This window comes from Streptomyces sp. NPDC005151, from assembly GCF_053599875.1.
Genome location: NZ_JBSFYR010000016.1, coordinates 1 through 25,555 on the forward strand (window position 1 = coordinate 1; position 25,555 = coordinate 25,555).

Sequence of the window (25,555 nt, forward strand, 5' to 3'; positions counted from 1 at the left end):
CGGATTAGGCGTAGGAACCTCGATCTTCTCAAACTCGAAGCGCACCTGTCGTCGTATCAGCTACCGGACACCGCCACTACCTGCGGATTCGGGTCTGAGGCCAGGCCGTGTCCCTGCCGGTCATTCCGCATGTGCCCCGCGCGGCCACGTCCGACCCCTGTACGGGCGTGGCCGGGCGGGGTGGACCGTGGGCTCAGGAGGCCTGGCGCGCGTATACGTCCCTGGCGAAGAACTCCGCCAGGACCGGGGCCATCGCCTGGGGCGCCAGTTCGCGTGTCTGGCCCGTCAGGGTGCGGTGGCGGGCGCGCGGGAGTGCGTCCGTGAGGGCGCGGGTCGACAGCCGGGCCCGGGTGGGGCTGAAGCCGCCGCAGACCACCAGTGTGCGCGCCGTGACGGACGCGAACCGCTCGGCCGGAATCGTGCCGTCGCCGAGCAGCGCATCGTCGTACTCGAGTGTGTGTGCCGGCGACACCAGGCCGCGCCAGAGCGGTGCGCGCCGCATCCGGGCGATCATGTCGGCCGGGACGCCCGTCACGGACAGGAACAGCTCCACGGCCCCGCCGCGGTCCCCGGCGGACAGCAGCTGGTGCAGCCGGGCCGTGCAGCAGGCCTTGAACTGGAGACCTGAGGCCCCGGGGGTGTACGGCGGTTCGTACACCGCCAGCAGGTCGACGGGGAGCCCGGCGGCCTCGGCCTCCAGGGCCGGCGCCCCGCCGGCCCCCACGCCGAACACCGAGGCCCGGCCACCCACCGCCGCGACCAGTGCAGCCAGGTCCTCGATCTCGCGTCCCACCGCGTACGGCCCGCTGTCGCCGCTGGAGCCGCGGCCGCGCCTGTCGTACGTGACGACTTCGAAGCGCGGCGCGAGGAGGCGCGCCAGAGGGGCCTCGGTCGCCGCCGTGCTCAGTGCCCCGCCGACCAGAATCACCGGCGGTCCTTCGCCGCGGCGCCCGTACGCGATCGCGGTGCCGTCGCGGGAGAGAGTCCTGTCCATGTGCAGGTTGACTGCGATGGTGCGGAAAAGTCATCGCCGCGGCCGTGAATTTTTTGAGATTCTTCAAATCCACAGGTCGCAGCGGTGCTTGACGGTCAGTCGGAGACGGTTTCGGTGTCGTAGAAGCAGAAGTGGTCCTTGATCGCGGCGACTTCGGGCTTCGGGTCCGGATAGGCCCAGACGAGATCGGCCGCGTCCGGCAGCGACCAGTAGGAGGCATCTCCCTTGAACGGACAGTGGGTGTGGGTGTCCGACGCCGTCAGCAGTTCCGTACGGACGTCGGCCGGCGGCAGGTAGTAGCGCACCGGACAGCCCGTCTCGCGCAGTACGAGCGGACGGCGGCTCTCGGCGAGCAGCTGTCCGTCGCGCACCACGCGCACGTGCTCGGTGCCTGGCTCGACGGTGATGCGGTGTCCTGGAGTGGAAGTCATGTCAGGTGCAGCCGCTCCGTCCGCCGTTTTCTTCCCCGCCTCCGTGGAGTGTCAGTGGCGGCGCATACGGTGAATCCATGAACATCTGCGTCTTCCTCTCCGCCGCCGACCTCGACGGCCGCTACACCCAGCCCGCCCGTGAATTCGCCGAACTGCTCGGCCGGGGCGGACACACACTGGTCTGGGGAGGGTCGGAGAGCGGCCTGATGAAGGTAGTCGCCGACGGGGTGCAGGAATCGGGCGGACGACTGGTCGGGGTGTCGGTCGACTTCCTGGCCGCGAAGGCCCGTACCAACGCGGACGAGATGGTGATCGCGCGCGATCTCGCCGAGCGCAAGGCGCTGCTGCTGGAGAAGGCCGACGCGATCGTGATCATGGTGGGGGGTACCGGGACGCTCGACGAGGCGACCGAGATCCTGGAGCTGAAGAAGCACGGCAAGCACGACAAGCCGGTCGTCCTCCTGAACACGGCGGGCTTCTACGACGGGCTGCGCCAGCAGTTCCAGCGCATGGAGGACGAGGGCTTCCTGCCGATTCCGCTCGCCGATCTGGTGTTCTTCGCGAAGGACGCGGTCGGGGCCCTGGCGTACCTCGAGGAGTGGTCCGGGCTGCGGTAGGCAGGTGGGTGGATGCGACCATGGGGCCATGTCCACTCATCTCATCACCGGCGCCGGCTCCGGCATCGGCGCGGCTGTCGCACGCCGTCTTCTGGAGCGGGGCGACGAGCTCGTGCTGCTGGCCCGGGACGCGGGCCGCGCCAAGGAGCTCGCCGCGCTGTACCCCGGCGCCCGCACGCTCGTCGGCGACCTCGGCAACCCGGACCGGCTCTCCTGGGCGTTCGCCCAGCAGTCGCTGCCGGAGCGGCTCGACTCGCTGCTGCACATCGCGGGCGTCGTGGAGCTCGGCCGGGTCGGCGACCTCACGCCCAAGGCATGGCACGTCCAGCTCAACGCCAACCTGGTCGCCCCCGCCGAGCTGACCCGGCTCTTCCTGCCGCAGCTGCGGGTCGCCCAGGGCCATGTCGTCTTCGTGAACTCGGGCGCCGGGCTCAGCGCGCACGCGGAGTGGAGTGCGTACGCCGCGAGCAAGCACGGCCTGAAGGCGCTCGCCGACTCGCTGCGCCACGAGGAGCACGAGAACGGGGTACGGGTGACGTCCGTCTACCCCGGGCGCACCGCCGGCCCCATGCAGGCCAAGGTCCACCGGCAGGAGGGAAAGGAGTACGACGCCTCCCGGTTCATCGACCCGGAGTCCGTGGCCACCACGCTGTTGATGGCGCTCGATCTGCCGCGGGACGCCGAGGTCAACGACCTGACAGTCCGCCCGGGGCACTGACCGGGACCGGGCCGGGACCAGGATCGCGGCCGGGCCGGGACCTGGGCAGGGACCGGCGCAAGCGCTGTGCCGGGCCCGCCCCGCGACGGGCCCGGCGACCCGGACCGTAGGCTTCCTGCGTGAGCGAGAAAAGCAAGTTCAGCGGGTGCCGCGCCACCGGGATCGGGTCGATGCCCGGAGGAGACGCGCGGGAGGCGGCGAAGACCGTCACCGGGTCCTTCGGGGACGGCGAGGGGCTGCCGTATCTGCCGGAACTGCCCGCACGCGGGCCCGGCGCGGACATGATCGGGCGGACCATCGGGCTGCTCGTCGACATGTACGGCCACGTCGAGCCGAGTGGCTGGCGGATCAGTGACCGGCCTGGCCGCGAAACCCGCCGGGCCCGCTCCTGGCTCGGCGAGGACCTCGACGCCCTGGAGGAGTTCACCCAGGGGTACGAGGGACCGCTCAAGGTCCAGGCCGTCGGCCCCTGGACGCTGGCTGCCGCGCTGGAGCGCCGGGGCGGCGAGGCAGCGCTCGGCGACCCGGGCGCCTGCCGCGATCTGGCGGGCTCCCTGACGGAGGGGCTGCGGAACCACCTCGCCGACGTACGGCGCAGGGTGCCCGGCGCGCAGGTGATCCTGCAGCTCGACGAGCCGTCCCTGACCGGTGTGCTCCGCGGACAGATCCGGACGGCGAGCGGATACCGCACCTACCGGGCCGTGGACCGGCAGGTGGTGGAGGGCACGCTCCGCGATGTGCTGGCGGCGAACGGGGACGGCGCCACGGTCGTCCACACCTGTGCGCCCGACGTGCCGTTCGCGCTCCTCCGTCGCGCCGGGGCCGACGGTATTTCGTTCGACTTCTCCTTGCTCACCGAGCGTGAGGAGGAGGCGATCGGGGAAGCGGTCGAGGGCGGGACCCAGCTCTTCCTCGGTGTGGTGCCCGGCGCCGATCCGGCTTCGGACGCATTGTCGGACCCGGGCGGTAGCGTCATGGGTGTCAGGACGCTGTGGCGCAGGCTGGGGCTGAATCCGGGGACTCTCGCCGAGTCGTTGGTCATCACCCCGTCGTGCGGCCTCGCGGGCGCGTCGCCCGCGTACGCGCGCGCCGCGCTCGCCCATTGCGCCCGGGCCGCGAGATCGCTCGCAGACAACCCTGAGTAACGGGTATCGGGTAACGGGAGGACGAGACGATGGCCGGCGGACAGCAGTCGGAAGTGCCCGCGGAGGTACAGGGGCGGCATGCGCTCCTCGCCGAGCAGATCGAGGAGCACCGCTTCCGCTACTACGTGAACGACCAGCCGGTCGTCAGTGACGCCGAGTTCGACCGGCTGATGCGCTCGCTGCAGGAGCTGGAGGACGAGTATCCGCAGCTGCGTACGCCCGAGTCGCCGACCCAGAAGGTCGCGGGGCCGTACCGGACGGAGTTCACCTCGGTCGAGCACCGCGAGCGGATGCTCTCCCTGGACAACGCCTTCGACGACGAGGGGCTGGCGGTCTGGGCCGAGCGCGTCGCCAAGGACGTCGGCACGACCGACTACCACTTCCTGTGCGAGCTCAAGGTGGACGGCCTCGCGGTCAACCTCACCTATGAACGGGGGGTGCTGACCCGCGCGGCGACCCGCGGCGACGGCCGCACCGGAGAGGACATCACCCCCAATGTCCGTACGATCGCCGAGATCCCGCACCGGCTGAAGGGCGACCGGATCCCGGAGCTGGTCGAGATCCGCGGTGAGGTCTTTTTCCCGATGGAGGCCTTCGAGGCGCTGAACGCCCGGCTGGTGGCGGCCGACGACAAGCCGTTCGCCAACCCGCGCAACGCGGCGGCGGGTTCGCTGCGCCAGAAGGACCCGAAGGTCACCGCGGGCCGCCCGCTGCACATGGTGGTGCACGGCATCGGTGCCCGTGAGGGCTTCGTGATCGACCGTCTCTCGCACGCCTACGAGCTGTTGCACGAGTGGGGCCTGCCCACTGCCGGACACAACAAGGTCGTCGACTCCCTCGACGGTGTACGGGAGTTCATCGCGTACTTCGGCGAGAACCGGCACTCCGTGGAGCACGAGATCGACGGCGTCGTCGTCAAGGTCGACGAGATCGCACTCCAGGGCCGGCTGGGCTCCACCTCGCGCGCCCCGCGCTGGGCGATCGCCTGGAAGTACCCGCCGGAGGAGGTGAACACCAAGCTGGTGAACATCCGGGTCGGCGTCGGACGCACCGGCCGGGTCACTCCGTACGCGCAGGTCGAGCCGGTCGAGGTGGCGGGCTCCGAGGTCGAGTTCGCCACGCTGCACAACCAGAACGTGGTGAAGGAGAAGGGTGTCCTCATCGGCGACACGGTGGTGATCCGCAAGGCGGGCGATGTGATCCCGGAGATCCTCGGCCCGGTCGTCGATCTGCGGGACGGCACCGAGCGGGCGTTCGTGATGCCGGCCCACTGCCCCGAGTGCGGGACGGAGCTGCGGCCCATGAAGGAGGCTGACATCGACGTCCGCTGTCCCAACGCGCGCTCCTGCCCGGCCCAGTTGCGGGAGCGCGTCGCCTACCTCGCGAGCCGCAAGTGCCTGGACATCGATCACTTCGGCTACGTTGCCGCGGCCGCTCTGACCAGGCCGCTGGAGCCCGTGGAACCGCCGATGAGCGACGAGGGCGATCTCTTCGGACTGACCATCGAGCAGCTGCTGCCGATCCGGGCCTATGTCCTCGACATGGACAGCGGACTGCCCAAGCGCGACCCGAGGACCGGCGAGGAGAAGACCGCCCTGGTCTTCGCCAATCAGTACGGCGAGCCGAAGAAGAACGCCGTGGCGATGCTGGAATCCGTCGCCGCCGCCAAGGAGGCTCCCCTGGCCCGGATTCTCACCGGGCTGTCGATCCGTCATGTGGGTCCGGTCGCGGCCGCGGAGCTGGCCCGTCAGTTCCGTTCGATGGAACGCATCGAGGCGGCCACCGAGCAGGAGCTGGCCGACGCCGACGGGGTCGGACCCATCATCGCCGCCTCGGTCACCCAGTGGTTCGCGGAGGACTGGCACCGCGAGATCCTGCGCAAGTGGCGGGAGACCGGGGTCCGGATGGCGGACGAGGGCGCGGGCGAGGACGAGGGGCCCCGGCCGCTCGAAGGCCTCACCGTCGTCGTCACCGGCACGCTGGCCGACCACACCAGGGACGGTGCGAAAGAGGCTCTGCAGAGCCGGGGAGCCAAGGTCACCGGTTCCGTTTCGAAGAAGACCTCCTTCGTCGTGGTCGGCGACAACCCGGGCTCGAAATACGACAAGGCCATGCAGCTGAAGGTTCCGGTTCTGGACGGGGCGGGCTTCACCGTGCTGCTCGAAGAGGGGCCGGAAGCGGCGCGCGCGGCGGCTGTACCTGTCGCCGGACCGGTTGAGGAGTAGCGGGCCGCGGTGGCGCCGGACGGGGTTCGGGACGGGGCCGGACGCGGTACGGAACGGGCCCGTCGGGGCAAGAGGCGCGGTCAGGACGTCCGGGTTCACCCGTTCGGCGCACAACCGACGCTGACGGATAGTCGGATTGCATTCGGGCAAGAGCTGTAGACCGCTGCCCGTAGGGGGTTTCGCGGCCTACTGTTGAGACGTGCGCCTGCCGTGCCCCGGCTGCACGACCGCCGTGGGGCCGGGGTGGCATGGGAGCGGGACAACAGGTGACATCGGCACCGCCGGCTGTGAGAGGGACGGAATGAAACCGACCGAGAGCGCCGCACCGGTGTCGCAGCTGCAAGGTTTCCTCGGCCTCACCCCCAAAGTGGGTGCCGTCGTCATGGCGATTGCCACTGTCCAGCTCGCGACGGGTTTCTACCGGAGCGTGAGCGACGGGCACGCGCTCTTCCCGGACGGGGCGGCCGGCTGGTCGCTCGCCGTCCTCACCGGAATCATCGTCGGCCATCTGGTGGCCCTCGGGCGCGACCGCTGGTGGGGCGGGACCGGATCCGGCGCCGCCCTCACCCTGGCCGTCCTGCTGCTCTACGGCTGGGTGCCCGCCGGACTCGTCAGCATGGTCGTCGTCGTCCTCGTCGGCGTGGCACGAAGACACCGCTGGTCGCAGGGGCTGCTGCACGGGGCGGTGGACATCCTGGGGATAGGGGCGGCGGCGCTGGTCCTCGCCGCGTTCGGTGCGGTGCAGACCGTCGAGTCGCCCTGGCAGCCACTCGACTGGGGCATCGACGCAGTCCCGGAAGTCCTTCTCGCCGCCGCCACCTATCTTCTCGTCACCCGGGTCCTCCTGTGGTATGCGCGGGCAACCCAGGGCGGCGGGCTGCCGACCGTCGCGCGCACGGCCCTGCTGCGGCAGGGACTCGTCGCGGTCGCCCTGCTCGGCATCGCCCCGCTGATCTGTGTCGTCGCGATGACCATCCCCGTCCTGCTGCCGCTCTTCGCGGTCCCGCTGATCGCCCTGGACTCCACCCTCTGGATCGCCCGGGCCAGAGCCGAGGAGCAGCTGCGGGACCCGCTGACCGGACTGCCCAACCGGCAGTGGATGCTGGAACGCACCTGGACGGCCCTGGAGGACGCCGAGAGCATCGGCGCCAGATCCGCCCTCGTCCTGATCGACCTCGACCGGTTCCGGGCCGTCAACGACACCCTCGGTCATCTGGCGGGGGACCGGCTGCTGCTGCAGATAGCGGAACGGCTCCGACTGGCCCTGCCGCGCGGAGCGGAGGCCGCGCGGCTCGGCGGCGACGAGTTCGCCGTACTGCTCCCGACCGCGGACTCCACCACCAGCGCCCAGCGCGTCGCCCGCCATCTGGTCGCCGAGCTCTCCTCACCGCTGGACCTCGACGGACTCACCCTGGTGCTGGAGGCCAGTGCCGGTGTCGCCGTCTACCCCGAGCACGCACTGGACGCCGAAGGGCTGCTCAGGCGCGCCGATGTGGCGATGTACCAGGCCAAGCGGGACCGTACGGGTGTCGAGGTGTACGAGTCGAAGCGGGACAGCAACACCCCGGACCGGCTCGGTCTCCTCGGTGACCTGCGGCGCGCCCTGGACGCCGGCGAGGTGGAGCTCCACTACCAGCCGAAGGTCCGCTTCGACGGGCAGGTGGCCGGACTCGAGGCGCTGGTGCGCTGGGTGCATCCGGAGCGCGGGCGGGTCCCTCCGGACGAGTTCATCGCCATCGCCGAGTCGTCGGGTCTGATGCCCCATCTCACCGAGTACGTGCTGGAGACGGCGCTGGCGCAGGTCGCCCGGTGGCGGGCACAGGGGCTGTTCGTCCCCGTTGCGGTCAACGTCTCCCCGCGCGACGTCCACACCCCCGGCTTCGCGGGCGGCGTCGCGGCCCGGCTCGCCCGGCACGGCGTCCCTCCCGGCTCCCTGCAGCTGGAAATCACGGAACACGTGCTGCTCGAGGACCCGCAGCGCGCCGCGGACACGCTGGCCGGGCTGACCGGGCACGGCGTGAAGATGTCGCTCGACGACTTCGGTACGGGGTACTCCTCGCTGGTCCACCTGCGCCGGCTGCCGGTCAGCGAGCTGAAGATCGACCGGTCGTTCGTGGCCCGGCTGGCTGTCGACCACGAGGACGCGGAGATCGTCCGCTGCACGATCGACCTGGCCCACTCGCTGGGCCTGCTGGTCGTCGCCGAGGGCGTCGAGGACGACGAGACGTGGGAGCGGCTGCGGGACCTGCACTGCGACGCGGTGCAGGGGTGGCTGGTGGCTGCCGCGATGCCGCCGCAGGAGACGACGGCCTGGCTGAGGGCGCGCGGCGAGCACGGGTGGCGTCGGCCGGCCGAGCTGGAAGCGGCGGCTGCGGCCGCGGCCGCGGCGGCGGGGGCGGCCGAGCTGGAGCCGCGGTCCCCCGGGCGAGGGATTCCCTCGCGTCCGGCGACGACGTGAGCGGGCGGGCCGGCCGGTAGGGAAGAGAGCCCGGGACGCGCGAGTCGCGTCCTGTCCTCGATCTCCCCCACGGCATCGAAGACGCCTCACACACGGGGGCCTTCTCGAAGGGCCCGACCGGCCCCGATACGCGCAGAACGAGCGGAGTGTTCCATGGGTGGCGGTCCCTCCCATGGCGGACCCCATAGGATTGGGGCCAAAACCACAACACTCACCCCTGAGGATCGCTGCATGCCTGGCATCACGCGCGAGGAGGTCGTCCACCTCGCCCGGCTGGCGCGTCTGGAGCTGAAGGGCGAAGAGCTCGATCACTTCGCCGGTCAGCTCGACGACATCATCGGCGCGGTCGCCCGCGTCTCCGAGGTCGCCGACCAAGACGTACCGCCAACCTCCCACCCGCTGCCGCTGACCAATGTCATGCGCGCGGACGAGGTCCGTCCGTCGCTCACCCCCGAGCAGGCGCTCTCCGGCGCCCCGGCCCAGGAGCAGCAGCGTTTCAAGGTGCCGCAGATCCTGGGGGAGGACTAAAAGTCATGACGGACAACAGCTCCATCATCAAGCTCACCGCTGCCGAGATCGCCGCGAAGATCGCCTCCGGTGAGCTCACGGCCGTCGAGGTCACCGAGGCGCACCTGGCCCGGATCGACGCGGTCGACGAGAAGGTCCACGCCTTCCTGCACATCGACCGTGAGGGCGCGCTCGCGCAGGCCCGCGCCGTCGACGCGAAGAAGGCGGCGGGCGAGAAGCTCGGCCCGCTGGCCGGCGTCCCGCTCGCGCTCAAGGACATCTTCACCACGAAGGACATGCCGACCACCGTCGGCTCGAAGATCCTCGAGGGCTGGGTCCCGCCGTACGACGCGACCCTGACCAAGAAGCTGAAGGCGGCCGACGTCGTCATCCTCGGCAAGACCAACATGGACGAGTTCGCCATGGGGTCCTCCACCGAGAACAGCGCCTTCGGCCCGACCGGCAACCCGTGGGACCTCACCCGCGTCCCGGGCGGCTCCGGCGGTGGCTCCTCGGCCGCCCTGGCGTCGTACGAGGCCCCCCTCGCCATCGGCACGGACACCGGCGGTTCCATCCGCCAGCCCGCCGCTGTCACCGGCACCGTCGGCGTCAAGCCCACCTACGGCGGCGTCTCCCGCTACGGCATGGTCGCCTTCTCGTCCTCCCTCGACCAGGGCGGCCCCTGCGCCCGCACGGTCCTGGACGCGGCCCTCCTGCACGAGGTGATCGCCGGACACGACCCGCTGGACTCGACGTCCATCGACGCCCCGGTCCCGCCCGTCGTCGAGGCCGCCCGCAACGGCAGCGTCGACGGCATGCGCATCGGTGTCGTCAAGCAGTTCTCCGGCGAGGGCTACCAGGCCGGTGTCGTCCAGCGCTTCAACGAGTCGGTCGAGCTGCTGAAGTCGCTCGGCGCCACGATCGTCGAGCTGGACTGCCCGTCCTTCGACCTGGGTCTGTCGGCGTACTACCTGATCGCGCCGTCCGAGTGCTCGTCCAACCTGGCCCGCTTCGACGCCATGCGCTACGGCCTGCGGATCGGCGACGACGGCACGAAGTCCGCCGAGGAGGTCACCGCGCTCACCCGCGAGGCCGGCTTCGGCGACGAGGTCAAGCGCCGCGTCATCCTCGGGACATACGCACTCAGCTCCGGCTACTACGACGCGTACTACGGCTCGGCGCAGAAGGTCCGCACGCTCATCACGCGGGACTTCGAGAAGGCCTTCGAGCAGGTGGACGTCATCGTCTCCCCGACGACGCCGACCACCGCCTTCCCGATCGGCGAGCGTACCGACGACCCGATGGCGATGTACCTGGCCGACCTGTGCACCATTCCGACCAACCTGGCCGGCAACTCCGCCATGTCGCTGCCCTGCGGTCTGGCACCGGAGGACGGTCTGCCGGTCGGTCTGCAGATCATCGCCCCCGCCATGAAGGACGACCGGCTGTACAAGGTCGGGGCCGCAGTCGAGGCCGCCTTCGTGGAAAAGTGGGGGCACCCGCTGCTGGAGGAGGCTCCGTCACTGTGAGCGCACTGACCAAGGCCAAGGGCTTCAAGAAGTCCAAGACCGGTACGTACCTGTCCATCGGCACCACCGCCTTCGGCGCGATCGGCGTGCTCAAGCAGGCCAAGAAGGCACGCTTTGAACACGACACGCTCCGGCTGGTCGACGCCGTCGTCTCCGCTGCCGCCATCGCCACCGGCATCGCTCTGCTCTACCGAGAGCTGAAGCGCCTGGGCGACGACGACGTACTGCTGGGTTGAGAGGGAAAGTTTCACCGTGACTGTCACTGACCTGGTGCCGTACGAGGACGCCCTCGCGACGTACGACCCCGTCATGGGCCTTGAGGTCCATGTCGAGCTCGGCACCAAGACCAAGATGTTCTGCGGCTGCTCCACCGAGCTGGGGGCGGAGCCGAACTCGCAGACGTGCCCGACCTGCCTCGGCATGCCCGGCTCGCTCCCGGTCGTCAACGCGATCGGCGTCGAGTCCGCCATCAAGATCGGCCTCGCGCTCAACTGCGAGATCGCCGAGTGGTGCCGCTTCGCCCGGAAGAACTACTTCTATCCGGACATGCCGAAGAATTTCCAGACCTCGCAGTACGACGAGCCGATCGCCTTCGACGGCTATCTGGACGTCCAGCTGGAGGACGGCGAGATCTTCCGGGTGCAGATCGAGCGCGCCCACATGGAGGAGGACACCGGCAAGTCGCTGCACGTCGGCGGCGCCACCGGCCGTATCCACGGCGCGTCCCACTCGCTGCTGGACTACAACCGTGCGGGCATTCCGCTCATCGAGATCGTCACCAAGCCGATCGAGGGAGCGGGTGCGCGTGCACCCGAGGTCGCCAAGGCGTACGTTGCCGAGCTGCGCGAGCTCATCAAGGCGCTCGGCGTGTCCGAGGCCCGCATGGAGCAGGGCCAGATGCGCTGCGACGTGAACCTGTCACTGCGCCCCAATGGCACCGAGACGCTCGGTACGCGCTCCGAGACGAAGAACGTGAACTCGCTGCGTTCCGTCGAGCGTGCCGCCCGTTACGAGATCCAGCGCCACGCCGCGGTGCTGAACTCCGGCGCCAAGGTCGTGCAGGAGACCCGGCACTTCCACGAGGAGGACGGCTCCACCACGGCCGGCCGCATCAAGGACAACGCCGAGGACTACCGCTACTTCCCGGAGCCGGACCTGGTGCCCGTCGCTCCGGCCCGCGACTGGGTCGAGGAGCTGCGCAAGGGACTTCCCGAGCTGCCGCGCGTACGCCGCAACCGGCTGCGCGAGGAGTGGGGCATCTCCGAGTTCGACATGCAGTCGATCCTCAACGCGGGCGCGGTCGACCTGATCGTCGCCACGACCGAGGCGGGCGCCCCGTCGGACCAGGCCCGCAAGTGGTGGATGGGCGAGCTGGCCCGTCACTCCAACGAGACCGGCACCGCCCTGGACGAGCTGGCGATCACCCCGGCGCAGGTCGCCCGGGTGACCGAGCTCGTCGCCTCCGGCGACCTCAACGACAAGCTGGCTCGCCAGGTCATCGAGGGTGTCCTCGCGGGCGAGGGCGACCCGGACACCGTCGTCGAAAAGCGCGGCCTGAAGGTCGTCTCGGACGAGGGTGCGCTGGGCACGGCCGTCGACGAGGCCATTGCCGCCAACGCGGCCATCGCGGACAAGATCCGCGGCGGCAAGGTCGCGGCGGCGGGCGCGCTCGTCGGCGCGGTCATGAAGGCCACCCGCGGCCAGGCGGACGCGGCCCGTGTCCGGGAGCTGATCCTGGAGAAGCTCGGCGTCGAAGGCTGAGCCCTGCCTGCCGCTGCATGCGGATGAGGGGCGGTGCACCCGTTGACCGGGTGCACCGCCCCTTCCGGTTCTTCCCGCGCCCGGAGAAGGTCCGCTGAACACCGTCACCGCCGAAATCGTCTCCGTCGCGCTGTTCCTCGCGGTGCCGGCGTTCGCCGCCGTACGCCCCGGAGAGCTGCCCGAGGCGACCATTGCCGTACCCGCGGCCCTGCTGGTCGTCGTCATCGGCGCCGTGCCGTTCGCCGACGCCCGGGCTCAGATCGGCGGCCTGCGGGTTGGACTTTCCCCGGCGACCTCTTGGACGTTCACCGCCGGGCCGTGCTGCGGCCTTTCCGCAGCCACCTGCCTTCATTAGCTTCCCCGCTGTACGACCGGACTCGGGAGGCTCAACTTGACCACGGAAATTTCACGGCGACGGCTCTTCGCACTGGGTGGCGGCGCGCTCGGCGTCGCGGCGGCCGGTTCGCTGCTGCCGCCGTCGCTGCAGGCCGCGATGGCCGCACAGCCTTCGCCTGCGGCGGGGTCCGGCGGCGGGCTCGGGGACATCAGGCACGTGGTGATCCTGATGCAGGAGAACCGTTCCTTCGACCACTACTTCGGGACCCTGCGCGGCGTACGCGGGTTCGGCGACCGCAACGCGATCGAGCTGCCCTCAGGGAAGCCGGTCTTCGAGCAGCCGGGCGCGGCCGGCACCTCCGTGCTGCCCTTCCCGGTCCGGGACGCCGCCGCGACGCAGAAGAAGGACCTCCAGTACATCGGCGCCCTCGACCACTCCTGGAGCGGCGGCGGCAAGGCATGGGCCGGCGGCTGGATGAACGGCTGGGTGACCGCGAAGACGGCCGCCACCATGGCGTACTACGACCGCCGCGACATCCCGCTGCACTACGAACTGGCCGACACCTTCACCGTCTGCGACGCCTACCACTCGTCCATCCACACCTCCACCAGCCCCAACCGCAACCACCTGTGGAGCGGGAAGACGGGCTTCGAGGCGAACGGCAAGCGGGCGGTCGGCAACGACGCGTACAACGAGGGCACCCATCCGGGGTACGGCTGGTCCACGTACGCGGAACGGCTGGAGGAGGCCGGGCACAGCTGGAAGACGTACACCGAGTGGGAGAACTTCACCGACAACCAGATCGAGTTCTTCGCCACCTTCAAGGCGATCGCCCGCAAGGCGCTGGCGAAGACCGGCGGCCACACCTACATGGAGTCCTTCTACGCGGCCGTCCGCGACACGGACGACGCGGCGGAGCGGGCCAGGCTGCTCGGTCTGCTGGAGGACGGTGTCGCCACGCTGACGGACACGGAACGCAGCCTGTTCGAGCGGGCGTTGCGCCGGGTCGAGACCGGCACGCTGGCCGATGCGTTCGCCGCGGACGTGGCGGCGGGCACGCTGCCCGAGGTCTCCTACCTGGTGCCGTCGGCGGTCGACTCGGAGCACCCGAGCGTTTCCTCCCCGATCCACAGCGCGACGATCGTCTACAAGGTCCTGGACGCGCTGGGCAAGCACCCCGATGTGTGGCGGCACACCGCCGTCATCATCAACTACGACGAGAACGACGGCTTCTTCGACCACGTCCCGCCGCCCGTCGCACCGCCCGAGGTGACCGAGGAGCAGTGGGACTCCAAGCCCACCGGCCTCGGCGTACGGGTGCCGCTGCTTGTCGTGTCGCCGTGGACCGTGGGCGGCTACGTCTGCTCCGAGGTCTTCGACCACACCTCGGTGATCCGCTTCCTGGAGCAGTGGACGGGTGTGAAGGAGCCGAACATCAGTGACTGGCGGCGCACCGTCACCGGCGATCTGACCTCCGCGTTCGACTTCACGCGCCGGCTGCGCAGGCCCGAGGTCGAGCAGCCTGGCGCCATTCCGCCGTTCAGCGGACGCTGGCAGCCGAAGCCGCCGGCCGTCCAGCAGATGCCGGTACAGGAGCCCGGTGTCCGGCCCGCCCGCCCGCTGCCGTACCAGCCGGACGCCCAGTCGACCGTGGCGAACGGGGCAGTGCGGGTGGGCCTCAGCAACACGGGCCGTTCGTCGGCACACTTCGCGCTGTACCCGTACGCGGGCGAGTTTCCCGTACCGCAGCACCAGGATGTACGGGGCACGGCGCAATGGACGGTCCCCCTCACCGGTGACGCGTACCGGTTCACGGTGACCGGGCCGAACGGCTTCCGGCGCGAGTTCGAGGGACCTGCCGCCGGCGGACCCGAGGTCGCCACCTGGATCGATGCCCACGGGCGCGATCTGCACGTCACCCTGCGCAACACGGGGCAGCGGACGCTCACCTTCACCGTCCGGCCGCTGGGGTACGTCGACGAGGCGGACCTGCGCGACTGGACCCGGACCATCAAGGTCAAGCCCGGCCGGAGCCGTACGGTCGTCCACTCGGCCGCCGACGCGCACGGCTGGTACGACCTGTCCGTCACCGTCGACGGGGACGACGTGTTCCGCCGCCGGCTGATGGGGCACATCGAGAACGGCCGGGCGAGCGTCTCCGGCTGACCGCCGGACACCGCCGCGAGGTGCGTGCCCCAGCCCCGTGACGCCGCCCCCCAATTGCCGGTCGGTCTGAACCGATCGAGAACTGGTCCGGCGTCACGACGGGGTCCACCCCGGACGAGGCGGACCCCGTCGTCCTGGAGTGCGCCCGCCTGCTCGCCGCCGAACCGGGCGGCGAGCAGACCGTCCCGCTGACCTTCGCCCTGGTGGGCATGGCGCCGTACATCGTCGGGCGGCAGGGCACCCCGGTCGGGCGGGCCGCCGTCGACGCGCTCCCCGCCGACGCAGCAGGCGTCGAGTGCGCGCACCCGGACGGCCATGTGCCCAGCAGTGAGCGCAGCGCCGACCGCGCCGCTCACCTGGCCCACCTCTACGCCCCCGGCATCTGCCCCGCCCCCGAGAACGACGGCGGCTTCGGCAGCGAGCCGCGCACCTGTCCCGTCCGTCTTGCGGAGGCCGTGGCGAAGGGCATCGCCGAGATCGAGGAGCAGTACGAGGACGAGCTGCAGGCGGAGGAGGAAGCGGGGGAGGAGCCGCAGCAGGAATCCATGGAGGCGTCGGAGGGCGGCGCGCGGTCAGTAACCGACGGTGCGTGCAGGGGAAATATCAGTCCCTGTGAGCATCGCCACGAAACGGGCAAAGGATCACTGACGGCTGCCAGAGTGACGATTCTCAGGTCATGTGTTCTTTTGAGGGCCATTCATCAGATCTCCCGAAAAAGATCCACAAATCACCAGGGAGCATGTCCGTTGGCTGCCATCGCCCGCTGGTGCATCAGGCACCGTCTCCTCGCCGTCCTCATCTGGCTGCTCGCCCTCGGCGGCGCGGCCACCGCGGCGGGGTTCGCGGGGTCCGCCTACTCCAACAACTACGAGGTGCCCGGCACCGAGTCCGGGCGGGCGACCGAACTGCTCAAGAGCGGATTCACGGACCTCGGCGGTGACACCGACACCGTCGTCTGGCACACCACCGACTCCACCGTCCGGGCCGCCGACGTCCGGCAGACGATGACCCGGACCCTCCACGCGATCGAGCGATTGCCCGGCGTCGGCGGCGTCACCGGACCCTACGGGGCCTCCGGCGCGGGGCAGATCAGCGCGGACGGGCACACCGCCTACGCCACGATCACCTTCGACCAGCGGGCCGACGACATCCCGGTGCAGCAGGCCCGGTCCGTCGTCGACACCGCGAAGGCGGCCGGCGGGGACGGACTCCAGGTGGAGCTGGGCGGCTCCGCCGTCGCCCTCACCGAGGCACCGTCCGCCCACCTCAGCGAGGCCATCGGCGTGGTCGTCGCCGCGGTCGTCCTCTTCCTCGCCTTCGGCTCGCTCGCCGCCAGCCTGCTGCCCATCGCCACCGCCCTCGTCTCGGTCGGAACGGCGTACGCGGGCATCGTGCTGCTCGGGCACCTGATGACCGTCGCCGACTTCGCTCCCATGCTCGGCATGCTGATAGGGCTCGGCGTCGGCATCGACTACGCGCTGTTCATCGTCACCCGGCACCGCAGCGGACTGCGGCGCGGCATGACGGTCGCCGAGGCGGCGCAGAACGCCGTCGCGACGACCGGGCGCGCCGTCGTCTTCGCCGGGGCCACCGTCTGCATCGCCCTGCTCGGCATGCTCATCCTGCGGCTCGGGTTCCTCAACGGCGTCGCGATCGCCGCCTCGCTCACCGTGGTGCTGACCGTGGCCGCCTCGGTGACCCTGCTGCCCGCGCTGCTCTCCTTCATCGGGATGCGGGCGCTGAACCGGCGCGAGCGCAAGCAGCTCGCCGAGCACGGACCACAGCCCGAGCTGCCCACCGGTTTCGCCGCGCGCTGGTCGGCGTTTGTCGAACGCCACCCCAAACTGCTCGGCGCGGTCGCCGCCGTGGTGATGCTCGTCCTCGCACTGCCCACGTTCGCGCTCCATCTCGGCAGCTCCGACCAGGGCAACAACGCCGCGTCGTCCACCACCCGGCAGGCGTACGACCTCCTGGCCGATGGATTCGGGCCCGGCGTCAACGGCCCGCTGACCATCGCCGCGCAGCTCGACGGGGCCGACGACCGGCTCGCGATGGACGGTCTCCCCGCCACACTCCGGGCCACCGACGGTGTCGCTTCGGTCAGCCCCGTCACGTACAACAACGGCGGCGACGCGGCGTTCGTCACCGTCGTCCCGGACTCGTCGCCGCAGTCGCGGGAGACCAGCGCACTCGTCGACCGGCTGCGCACGGACGTCCTGCCGCACACCGAGGAGAACACCTCGCTGCACGCGTACGTGGGCGGTGTGACGGCCGGCTACGACGACTTCGCCCAGATCATCATCGGCAAACTCCCGCTCTTCGTCGGCGCGGTCATCGGGCTCGGCTGCCTGCTCCTGCTGCTGGCGTTCCGGTCGATCGGCATCCCGCTGAAGGCGGCCGTGATGAACGTGGCCGCCGTCGCCTCCTCCTTCGGCGTCGTTGTCGCGATCTTCCAGTGGGGATGGGGGAGCGAACTGCTGGGGCTGGGCAGCGCCGGGCCCATCGAACCCTTCCTCCCGGTCATCATGGTCTCCGTGCTGTTCGGTCTCTCCATGGACTACCAGGTGTTCCTCGTCGGCCGGATGTACGAGGAGTGGCTGGAGACCGGCGACAACCGGCGGGCGGTCCGGGTCGGCCTCGCCGAGACCAGCCGGGTGATCAACTCCGCCGCGGTGATCATGATCTCCGTCTTCCTCGCCTTCGTCCTCAGCGGAGACCGGGTCATCGCGATGTTCGGCATCGCACTCGCCGCCGCGGTCGCCCTGGACGCCTTCGTCCTGCGAACCCTGCTGGTTCCCGCCCTGATGCACATGCTGGGCGGCGCCAACTGGTGGCTGCCGCGCCGGCTGGACCGATGGCTGCCGCGCATCAGCATCGAGCCGCCCGACTGCCGGGCCCCGTATGCGAAAATTCTTTCGGCGCGCAGCAGCGAGGACGACGAACCGGCCGCGCAGCGCGTCCGCTGACAAGGCAGTTGGAGGAGCACGATGTTCGCGGTATCCCTGGGTGACGACGGTGCGGAACTGCGCCCGCTGGAGGTCTGGCAGGCGGAGGAGTTTCTCGCGCACATCGACCGGGCCCGCGAGCTCGTCGACCCGTGGATCCCGTTCGCGGCCTTCGCCACCGATCTCGAATCGGCGCGCGCCCTGCTGCAGCGGTACGCCGACAAGCAGGCGGCCGACACGGGCCGGCTGTACGGCATCTGGCTGGACGGCATGCTCGTCGGCGGCGTCCTCTTCCGGATCTTCGACACCGAGTCGGGGAACTGTGAGGTCGGCTGCTGGCTGGAGTCCGCGGGAGAGGGGCGCGGTCTGGTGACCCGGGCGGTGCGAAAGCTGATCGACTGGGCGGTCGAGGAGCGCGGGATGCACCGCGTGGAGTGGGTGGCGTCCTCCGCCAACACCCGCAGTGTCGCGGTCGCGAAGCGGCTCGGCATGACGCGCGACGGGGTGCTCCGCGAGAGCTACCCGTACCGGGGGACGCGGCACGACTCGGAGATCTGGTCCGTGCTGGCACCCGAGTGGCGCGCTCAGCGGGGCTGAGAAGGGACTGCTGCCCGGGACGGGTCCGCTCCGGACCGGCCGTGGACGTTAAGAGGGTTCTCATCCAGGCCGCCTAGCGTGCGGCGCATGAACCCCACGACGTCCAAGACCACCGAAGCCCCTACCGCCGAGGCGCCCGAAGCCACGGATGCGTCACCCGCGACCCTTGTGAAGGGCGCGTCGGGTGCGTCAGATGTGTCCGACGAGGTGGAGGGCGAAGCCGAGGGCGGGCGGGCGCCGGGCGACGCCGACGGTCTCGGGTACGGGAACAGTGCTGATGCCGATGCGGACCTCGACTTCGATCCGAAGGAAGACGACGTCGACCGGGCGCCGTCCGGGCTCGGCGCGGCCGCCGCGGCCGTCGTCGCCACCGGCCTCGGCGTCGTCGGTCTCACCGGGGCATGGTCCGGCCGGGTCGCCGCCGAGAGGGAGACCCTGCTGGGCCAGATGAAGACCGCCTCCGGTGGCTCCGTGGCCCAGCAGATATCCGAGATCTACGGCGACGCCTGGCACGCCACCGCCCTCGTCAACGGCCTCTTCGCGCTCCTCGCCCTGCTGGTCGGCGTCTTCGCCCTGGTCCGTCCGGCCTTCGGCGCACCCGCCAGGGACCCGCAGCCGGGCTGGGTCCGCGCCGTGGCGACCGCCGGAATCGCACTCGGTGCCCTCGGCGTACTGATCTCCGTCGGCATGTACTTCGACCTCATCGTCGCCCTGCCGACCGCGAGCGCCGCCGCCGGCTAGAGACAGGCGATCGGGCCGCCGCTGGGGACGGGCGATCGGGCCGCCGCCAGGGATGGTTGATCGGCAGTACGCACCGATCAGCGGTGCCCTAAGGCATCCGCCCGGGGGGCCTTGGTCCGGATGCGGCACCTGCCGCGTGCGACTAAGGCCCCCCGCCCCGCAGAGATGCGGAACTCGCCCGATGTGGCGACACCCCCTGGAAGACGAAAGTAGAGGCACGGCAGAGAACGAGCCCGGCGGAACCGGGACCGTCGCACCAACTGCCCCTCCACCGGGCCGCACAGGCCGTCGACATCCAGGAGAACCACATGTACGCGTACGACCTCCACAAGATCAGGGAAGCCGAACTCCTGCACCGGGCCGAGCGCGAGCGTGTCCTCCGGCAGGTCCGCCGGGACCGCCGCGCCGCTCGCCGGTCCGGACACAAGGAGGACGAGGGGGCGGTGAGTTCGCTCCGGAACCGGTTCGTCCACGCCGCGTAACGGGCGTGCGATGAGCGCCGAGTACCTTCCCGCCGTCACGGTGTCGCACCCATGTGCGATGCTCGGCGACGTGGAGACCAGGTCTGTCAGTCCCGTGTTCGTCGGTCGCGCAGGCGAACTCACCTCGCTCACCGATGCGCTCGCCCGGGCCACCGCCGGACACCCCGACAGCGTCGGGGCGCCGGGCGGAGAGCCGCAGGCGCTGCTCATCGGTGGCGAGGCCGGCGTCGGCAAGACGCGGCTGGTCGAGGAATTCCTGATCGCGGCCGGCCGCCGTGAGGCAGTCGTCGCCGTCGGCGGCTGCGTGGAGATCGGCGCCGACGGGCTGCCGTACGCCCCGTTCTCCACGGCCCTGCGCGCCCTGCGCCGCACCCTGCCCGACGAGATGGCCGCAGCCTGCGCCGGGCAGGAAGGCGAACTGGCCCGGCTCCTCCCCGAACTCGGCGAGGCCGACCGGGACGCCACCGACGAGCACGGCACAGCACGCCTCTTCGAGCTCACCGCCCGGCTGCTGGAACGCATCTCCGCGGACCGGCCCGTCGTTTTCGTCCTGGAGGACCTGCACTGGGCCGACGCCTCCACCCGGCACCTCCTCGCCTATCTCTTCCGCACGCTGCGCAGCGGCCGCCTCGTCGTCATCGGTACCTACCGGGCCGACGACATCCACCGCCGCCACCCCCTGCGCCCCCTCCTTGCCGAACTGGACCGCCTCCGCACCGTCCGCCGGATCGAACTCGCCCGGTTCAACCACGCCGAGGTCCGTCGTCAGCTGACCGGCATCCTCGCGGCCACCCCCGAGCCCGCCCTCGTGGACGAGATCTTCGAACGCTCCGACGGCAACGCCTTCTTCGTCGAAGAGCTCGCCTGCAGTCTGGAGTGCGGCGACAGCTCCAGACTCTCCGACTCGCTCCGCGATCTCCTCCTCGTCCGCGTCGAAGCGCTCTCCGAGGACGCCCAGAAGATCGCCCGGGTCATCGCCGAGGGCGGCTCCACCGTCGAGTACGAACTGCTGGCCGCGGTCTGCGGACTGGCCGAGGACGAACTCATCGAGGCGCTGCGCGGAGCCGTCGGCGCCAACCTGCTTCTCACCACTGGGGAGGGCAACGGCTACCGCTTCCGGCACTCGCTGGTCCGCGAAGCCGTCAGCGACGACCTGCTGCCCGGCGAACGCTCCCGCCTCAACCGCCGCTACGCCGAGGCGCTGGAGGCCGACCCCACGCTCGTCCGCGCGGGCGAACGCGCCACGCGCCTGGCCAGCTACTGGTACGGCGCCCACAATCCGGCCAAGGCCCTCCCCGCCGTACTGAAGGCCTCCGTCGAGGCCCGCCGCCGCTACGCCTTCACCGAGCAACTCCGGCTGCTGGAACGCGCGATGGAACTGTGGGACGACGTCCCCGACGAGATACGCCGCACCCTGCGCCCCATCGACTACGCAGAGGTCTACCCGGCCTGTGGCTGCGACCCCGAGACCACCCCGCTCCGCTATCTCGACCTGATGGCCGAAGCCACCGTTGCCGCCCGCTTCGGCGGCGAACGCGAACGCGCCCTCGCCATCTCCAAGAAGGCCATGCGGGTCCTGGACGACGACCCCGACCCGCTCCGGGCTGCCTGGTTCTGGGTGCAGCGTTCCCGGCTGATGCAGGACCTCACCCGGGGCGACGGCTGGCAGGAACTGGCCATCGCCCAGGACCTGGTCCGTGGCCTGCCCCCGTCCGCAGTCCACGCCGATGTCCTCATGAGTGTGGCCGGATGGGGTGCCATGCACCGCCCCGGCGAGGAGACGCTCGCCGCAGTCGACCGGGCCGTGGAGTACGCGCAGCTCGTCGGCGACGAGTACATCGAACTTCACGCCCGGCTCACCCGTGGCGGGCTCACTGCCGATGCGGGCGGTATCGACGAGGGCATCGCCGAGATGTACGCCGTCCGCGACCGGACCGATGAACTCCACCTCGTGGGCATCATGGGCCGCGCCAGCATCAACCTCCCCTCGGCGCTCGAAGAGATGGGCCGCTCTCTGGAAGCGGTCGCCGCCGCGGACCACGGCATCGAGGTCTGCCACAGCCACGGTGTCGCCGACATAGAGGCGTGGGTCCGCACCAACCAGGCAACGTCGTACTTCTCCCTCGGCCACTGGGACGAGAGCCGGGCGACCACGGATGCGGCGGCCCGCACCGCACAGTCCCGCAAGGCGCAGGGCCTCGTGGCCGCGCGCCGCACCGAGCTGGCCCTCGCCCGCGGCGATTTCGCCGAGGCCGAGGTCCAGCTGGCGCTGACTCAGAGGCACTTCGGTTCACGCTACCCGCAGCCCCAGCACCTCATCAGTCCCGTGCGTCATGCCATGACCCTCGCCGTGCAGCAGGGGCGCCTCCTGGAGGCGCGGGCCGCCTTCGAGGCGCAGGCGGAGCGGGGCTTCCTGCCCGGCACCCAGCGGTACGCGCTGCCGCTCCTCCATACCGCCGCCGCGGCGGAGGCGGACGCCCGCGGGCTGCCCGCCACGGAGCCCGGCCGGCCTGCGGTCCTCGCCCTCATCCGCAAGCACCTGGGAAAGTTGCCCATGTTCGTCCCGGTCTGGGCCGCGTACGGTCTGCTGATCAACGCCGAGCTGGCCCGGGCGGAGGGCGCCGACACCCCCGACCACTGGTCCCGCGCGGCCGCCGCCTTCGCCCCACTCTCCCGCCCGTACGAACAGGCCCAGGTCCACCACCGCTGGGCGGAGGCCATCCTTGTCGCCTCCGGTGACCGTGCCACGGCGGCCGGTCTCCTGCGCGACGCGCACAGCATCGCCGAACGGCTCGGTGCGCGTCCGCTGACCGAGACCATCGAGTTGCTGGCCGGCCGGGCCCGCATCACGCTCACCACCTCCGCCGCCGAGATCCCGACCGCAGTCACCGTCCCGGCCGACGACGCCATCATGGGCAAGGCGGCGGAGCGGGAGCATGCCGAGGACCAGCTCCAGGACGCGGCGGCCGCGGCGGTGGAGTCGTTCGGGCTGACGCGACGCGAGCAGGACGTGCACCGGCTCGTCGCCGCCGGGCACACGAACCGGAAGATTGCCGAGGAGCTCTACATCTCGCCCAAGACCGCGAGCGTGCATGTCTCGAACATCCTTGCCAAGCTCGGCGTCTCCAGCCGTGGAGAGGCTGCGGCCCTGGCGCACCGCCTCCGCCTGTACCGGGGCAACGGGGCGTCTTAGAGGAGCTCAGGGAGAAGGGCGGGGCCGGTGCGGGGAGCGGGTACCCGGGCCGTCCGGTGACCGTTCCGTCCTCAATCGCCGGAGGGGCCTGAGCGGCTTGAGGGGGCCTCGGTGTCTTCTGGGCCCTGAAGCGGGGCCGGCGGGGGTGACGGGGTGCCCTCAGGACCGGGGACGCGCACCGTCACCTTTCCCGAGCTCAGGTCTATCGGGCCGCGGGCGGGGTCGCCCGTGCCCAGATCCACCCGGGTCAGCTCCAGCCGCTTCTGTTCTTCCGCGGCGTGCTTGCGGCCCGGGGCGAAGAGTTCCTCGAAGAAGTTGAACACCGGCTCGCACCCTTCGCCTTCTGTCCTGTCGCCGCTACCGCACCTGGAGCACCAGGACTCTGTCGTCTCCCGGTTTCGGGGTGCCGCGGGTGTCCGTGTTGCTCGTGACCAGCCAGAGTCTGTCGCCGCCCGCTGCGAGCACCGTGCGCAGACGGCCGTACTTCCCTTGCAGGAACGACTGCGGGGCCGCCAGAGGTTCCCTGCCCGGGCTGCCGGACAGCGGAATCCTCCAGAGCCGCTCACCGCGCAGGCCCGACATCCAGATCGAGCCCTGGGCGAAGGCGATCCCGCTCGGGGATGCCTCGGACGGTCTCCACTGGGCCACGGGGTCGACAAAACCCGCCTTGCCCACCCTGCCCTCGTACTTCGGCCAGCCGTAATTCCCGCCGGGCGCGATCTGATTCAGCTCGTCCCAGGTGTCCTGGCCGAATTCGGACGCCCACAGCCGTTTCTGCCCGTCCCAGGCCAGACCCTGCACGTTGCGATGCCCGTACGAATACATCAGCGAGCCGGGCACGGGGTTGCCCGGTGCCGGTCTGCCGTCCGGGGTCATCCGCAGGATCTTGCCCGCCAGGGACTTCTTGTCCTGTGAGAGCCCCCTGGCCTGCCCTGTCTCGCCCGTGCCCGCGTACAGCATGCCGTCCGGGCCGAAGGCGATCCGGCCGCTGTTGTGGATGTAGCCCTTCGGGATGCCCCGCAGGATCGTGTGCGGTGCACCCAGCTGCCGGCCGGGGGCCCTGCCGGTCCCGTCGTACCGCAGGCGGGCGATGCGGTTGTCGGACGCCGTCGTGAAGTACGCGTACAGCAGATGGTCCGTGTCGAACGCCGGGGAGACCGCGATCCCCAGCAACCCGCCCTCCCCGGCGGGCGACACGCCGGGCACGGTGCCCAGCAGCGTCTGCTTCCCCGTGCTGCCGTCGATCCGGGTGATCGTTCTCCCGTCGCGCGAGGACACCAGCAGATCGCCGCCCGGCAGCTCCGCCAGCCCCCATGGAGACGCGAGCCCCTCCGTCAGCGTCGACACCACCTTCACCGAGCCCTTCGCCGACGGTGGCGAGGAGGACGGCGAGGAGGACGGTGAAGAGGGCACCGTGGCGGGTGCGCCCGTGGGGCGGTCCTGCGTGTTTCCCGAGTCGTCGTTCGACGAGCACCCCGCGGACAGCAGCAGCGGGCCCGCAGCCAGCGCGGCCACTGCAGCGCGGCGCGCGCCCGGGAGGATACGCGGGTGTCCCGCAGGGGTTCTCGGCGATCCGAATACAGCAATGCGCACAGCACCGGTCCCTTCGACGGCTGCCTGACTACCGTTCCTACACCGCAGCCCGGTCCCGGGTTCCGCAAGCCCACGAACTTTCTCGGCGGGTGCGAGGCCCGCACACCCCCGCCCTCAGTCCCACGACCCCCGCGCCCGCGGCAACCGCGCGATCTCGGCCAGATCCTGCGCCGTCAGCTCCAGCCCGGCCGCCCCCGCGTTCTCCACCGCCCACTGCTCCCGCTTCGTGCCCGGCACCGGCACCACATGCGGGCCCTGCCGCAGCACCCAGGCCAGCGCCACCTGGGCCGGAGTCGCCCCGTGCCGCTCGGCGATCCGGCGCAGTCCCACCACCAGCGGCTGGTTCGCCGCCATCATCTCGGCGGTGAACCGCGGATGTCTGGCCCGCAGATCGTCCGGCTCGAAGCCCTGGCCCGGCGTCAGCGTGCCCGTCAGATAGCCGTTCCCCAGCGGCATCGCAGCCAGCAGACCCACAGCCCGCGCCTCGCACCACGGCAGCAGCGCGTCCAGCGCCTCCGGCGACCACACCGAGAGTTCCGCCTGGACCGCGCTCACCGGAAAGACCTGCTGCACCCGCTCCAGCTGCCGGATCGTTCCGTCATGCATCCGCGCCCCCGGCCGGCGCGAGGCCCGTGCCCCGACCGCACTCAGCCCGAGCGCCCGCACCTTCCCCGCGGTGACCAGCTCCGCCATCGCCCCCCAGGTCTCCTCCACCGGCACCTCGGGGTCGGCCCGGTGCAGGTGGTACAGATCGATCACATCGGTCTGCAGCCGGCGCAGCGACGCGTCACAGGCCCGGCGTACATAGCCGGGACGGCCATTGGCCACGATGTGCTGATCGCCCACCAGCAGCCCGCACTTGGTGGAGATGAACGCCTCGTCCCGGCGCCCCTTCAGCGCCCTGCCGATCAGAAGCTCATTGGTGAAGGGGCCGTACATGTCGGCCGTGTCGAGCAGGTCGACACCCGCGTCGAGCGCGGCGTGCACCGCCCGCAACGCACGGTCACCACGCTGCTGCGACGCGCTGTACGCCCAGCTCATAGGCATGCAGCCGAGTCCGACCGCACCCATGGCGAGCGCCGCCGCCCCGAGACTCCTGCGCTCCAACTCCCCGAA

21 protein-coding genes are annotated in these 25,555 nt (G+C 70.9%); 16 read left to right on the forward strand and 5 right to left on the reverse strand.

Features of this window, described 5'->3' with window-relative positions:
• Positions 1 to 193 precede the first annotated feature (193 nt).
• Both ACWD6R_RS11790 and ACWD6R_RS11795 read right to left on the reverse strand, forming a co-directional pair.
• Positions 194 to 994, reverse strand: coding sequence for an alpha/beta fold hydrolase (locus ACWD6R_RS11790; protein ID WP_451818547.1), 801 nt, complete (start codon positions 992 to 994; stop codon positions 194 to 196).
• 95 nt (positions 995 to 1,089) lie between these two features.
• The gene (locus ACWD6R_RS11795) at positions 1,090 to 1,425 is read right to left on the reverse strand and encodes a DUF427 domain-containing protein (protein ID WP_366133338.1); all 336 of its coding nucleotides are present in this window, start codon (positions 1,423 to 1,425) and stop codon (positions 1,090 to 1,092) included.
• 77 nt (positions 1,426 to 1,502) lie between these two features.
• On the opposite strand from ACWD6R_RS11795, the gene ACWD6R_RS11800 reads away from it, so the two are divergent.
• The 16 genes from ACWD6R_RS11800 (at position 1,503) to ACWD6R_RS11875 (ending at position 22,846) form a co-directional block, all read left to right on the forward strand.
• Complete coding sequence (locus tag ACWD6R_RS11800; RefSeq protein ID WP_451818548.1) at positions 1,503 to 2,042, forward strand: LOG family protein; 540 nt, start codon at positions 1,503 to 1,505, stop codon at positions 2,040 to 2,042.
• Positions 2,043 to 2,070: 28 nt separating this feature from the next.
• On the forward strand, positions 2,071 to 2,760 hold the full coding sequence (locus tag ACWD6R_RS11805) for an SDR family oxidoreductase (RefSeq protein WP_451818549.1): 690 nt from the start codon (positions 2,071 to 2,073) through the stop codon (positions 2,758 to 2,760).
• A gap of 119 nt (positions 2,761 to 2,879) precedes the next feature.
• Positions 2,880 to 3,905, forward strand: coding sequence for a methionine synthase (locus ACWD6R_RS11810; protein ID WP_451818550.1), 1,026 nt, complete (start codon positions 2,880 to 2,882; stop codon positions 3,903 to 3,905).
• A gap of 29 nt (positions 3,906 to 3,934) precedes the next feature.
• Entirely contained in the window at positions 3,935 to 6,130 is a 2,196-nt protein-coding gene (gene ligA / locus ACWD6R_RS11815; RefSeq protein WP_451818551.1) for an NAD-dependent DNA ligase LigA, read from the forward strand.
• 382 nt (positions 6,131 to 6,512) lie between these two features.
• On the forward strand, positions 6,513 to 8,588 hold the full coding sequence (locus tag ACWD6R_RS11820; RefSeq protein ID WP_451818618.1) for a putative bifunctional diguanylate cyclase/phosphodiesterase: 2,076 nt from the start codon (positions 6,513 to 6,515) through the stop codon (positions 8,586 to 8,588).
• Positions 8,589 to 8,819: 231 nt separating this feature from the next.
• A complete protein-coding gene (gene gatC / locus ACWD6R_RS11825; protein WP_358862620.1) occupies positions 8,820 to 9,116 on the forward strand; it encodes an Asp-tRNA(Asn)/Glu-tRNA(Gln) amidotransferase subunit GatC in 297 nt (98 codons plus the stop codon).
• A 5-nt stretch (positions 9,117 to 9,121) separates the two neighbouring features.
• The gene (gene gatA / locus ACWD6R_RS11830) at positions 9,122 to 10,624 is read left to right on the forward strand and encodes an Asp-tRNA(Asn)/Glu-tRNA(Gln) amidotransferase subunit GatA (protein ID WP_451818552.1); all 1,503 of its coding nucleotides are present in this window, start codon (positions 9,122 to 9,124) and stop codon (positions 10,622 to 10,624) included.
• The gene (locus tag ACWD6R_RS11835; protein ID WP_266981236.1) at positions 10,621 to 10,860 is read left to right on the forward strand and encodes a hypothetical protein; all 240 of its coding nucleotides are present in this window, start codon (positions 10,621 to 10,623) and stop codon (positions 10,858 to 10,860) included. The genes gatA and ACWD6R_RS11835 overlap by 4 nt, the downstream gene beginning before the upstream one ends.
• 16 nt (positions 10,861 to 10,876) lie before the next feature.
• Positions 10,877 to 12,385, forward strand: a complete 1,509-nt coding sequence (gatB, locus tag ACWD6R_RS11840; protein WP_451818553.1) for an Asp-tRNA(Asn)/Glu-tRNA(Gln) amidotransferase subunit GatB — start codon at positions 10,877 to 10,879, stop codon at positions 12,383 to 12,385.
• Positions 12,386 to 12,527: 142 nt separating this feature from the next.
• Positions 12,528 to 12,740, forward strand: coding sequence for a hypothetical protein (locus ACWD6R_RS11845; protein ID WP_451818554.1), 213 nt, complete (start codon positions 12,528 to 12,530; stop codon positions 12,738 to 12,740).
• A 36-nt stretch (positions 12,741 to 12,776) separates the two neighbouring features.
• Positions 12,777 to 14,888 (forward strand): phosphocholine-specific phospholipase C, encoded by a 2,112-nt coding sequence (locus ACWD6R_RS11850; protein WP_451818555.1) that lies wholly within the window; start codon positions 12,777 to 12,779, stop codon positions 14,886 to 14,888.
• Positions 14,889 to 15,634: 746 nt separating this feature from the next.
• Complete coding sequence (locus ACWD6R_RS11855) at positions 15,635 to 17,854, forward strand: MMPL family transporter (protein ID WP_451818619.1); 2,220 nt, start codon at positions 15,635 to 15,637, stop codon at positions 17,852 to 17,854.
• Between the two features lie 21 nt (positions 17,855 to 17,875).
• The gene (locus tag ACWD6R_RS11860; RefSeq protein WP_451818556.1) at positions 17,876 to 18,430 is read left to right on the forward strand and encodes a GNAT family N-acetyltransferase; all 555 of its coding nucleotides are present in this window, start codon (positions 17,876 to 17,878) and stop codon (positions 18,428 to 18,430) included.
• Between the two features lie 87 nt (positions 18,431 to 18,517).
• Positions 18,518 to 19,171, forward strand: a complete 654-nt coding sequence (locus ACWD6R_RS11865; protein ID WP_451818557.1) for a hypothetical protein — start codon at positions 18,518 to 18,520, stop codon at positions 19,169 to 19,171.
• 308 nt (positions 19,172 to 19,479) lie between these two features.
• Positions 19,480 to 19,653, forward strand: a complete 174-nt coding sequence (locus ACWD6R_RS11870; protein ID WP_451818558.1) for a hypothetical protein — start codon at positions 19,480 to 19,482, stop codon at positions 19,651 to 19,653.
• 58 nt (positions 19,654 to 19,711) lie between these two features.
• Complete coding sequence (locus tag ACWD6R_RS11875; protein ID WP_451818620.1) at positions 19,712 to 22,846, forward strand: helix-turn-helix transcriptional regulator; 3,135 nt, start codon at positions 19,712 to 19,714, stop codon at positions 22,844 to 22,846.
• 71 nt (positions 22,847 to 22,917) lie between these two features.
• On the opposite strand, the gene ACWD6R_RS11880 is transcribed toward ACWD6R_RS11875, so the two are convergent.
• The 3 genes from ACWD6R_RS11880 to ACWD6R_RS11890 all read right to left on the reverse strand — a co-directional run bounded on the left by ACWD6R_RS11880 (position 22,918) and on the right by ACWD6R_RS11890 (position 25,510).
• Positions 22,918 to 23,169, reverse strand: a complete 252-nt coding sequence (locus ACWD6R_RS11880; protein ID WP_451818559.1) for a DUF6191 domain-containing protein — start codon at positions 23,167 to 23,169, stop codon at positions 22,918 to 22,920.
• A 34-nt stretch (positions 23,170 to 23,203) separates the two neighbouring features.
• Positions 23,204 to 24,361, reverse strand: a complete 1,158-nt coding sequence (locus ACWD6R_RS11885; protein WP_451818560.1) for a PQQ-dependent sugar dehydrogenase — start codon at positions 24,359 to 24,361, stop codon at positions 23,204 to 23,206.
• Positions 24,362 to 24,553: 192 nt separating this feature from the next.
• On the reverse strand, positions 24,554 to 25,510 hold the full coding sequence (locus ACWD6R_RS11890; RefSeq protein ID WP_451818621.1) for an aldo/keto reductase: 957 nt from the start codon (positions 25,508 to 25,510) through the stop codon (positions 24,554 to 24,556).
• Positions 25,511 to 25,555 lie beyond the last annotated feature (45 nt).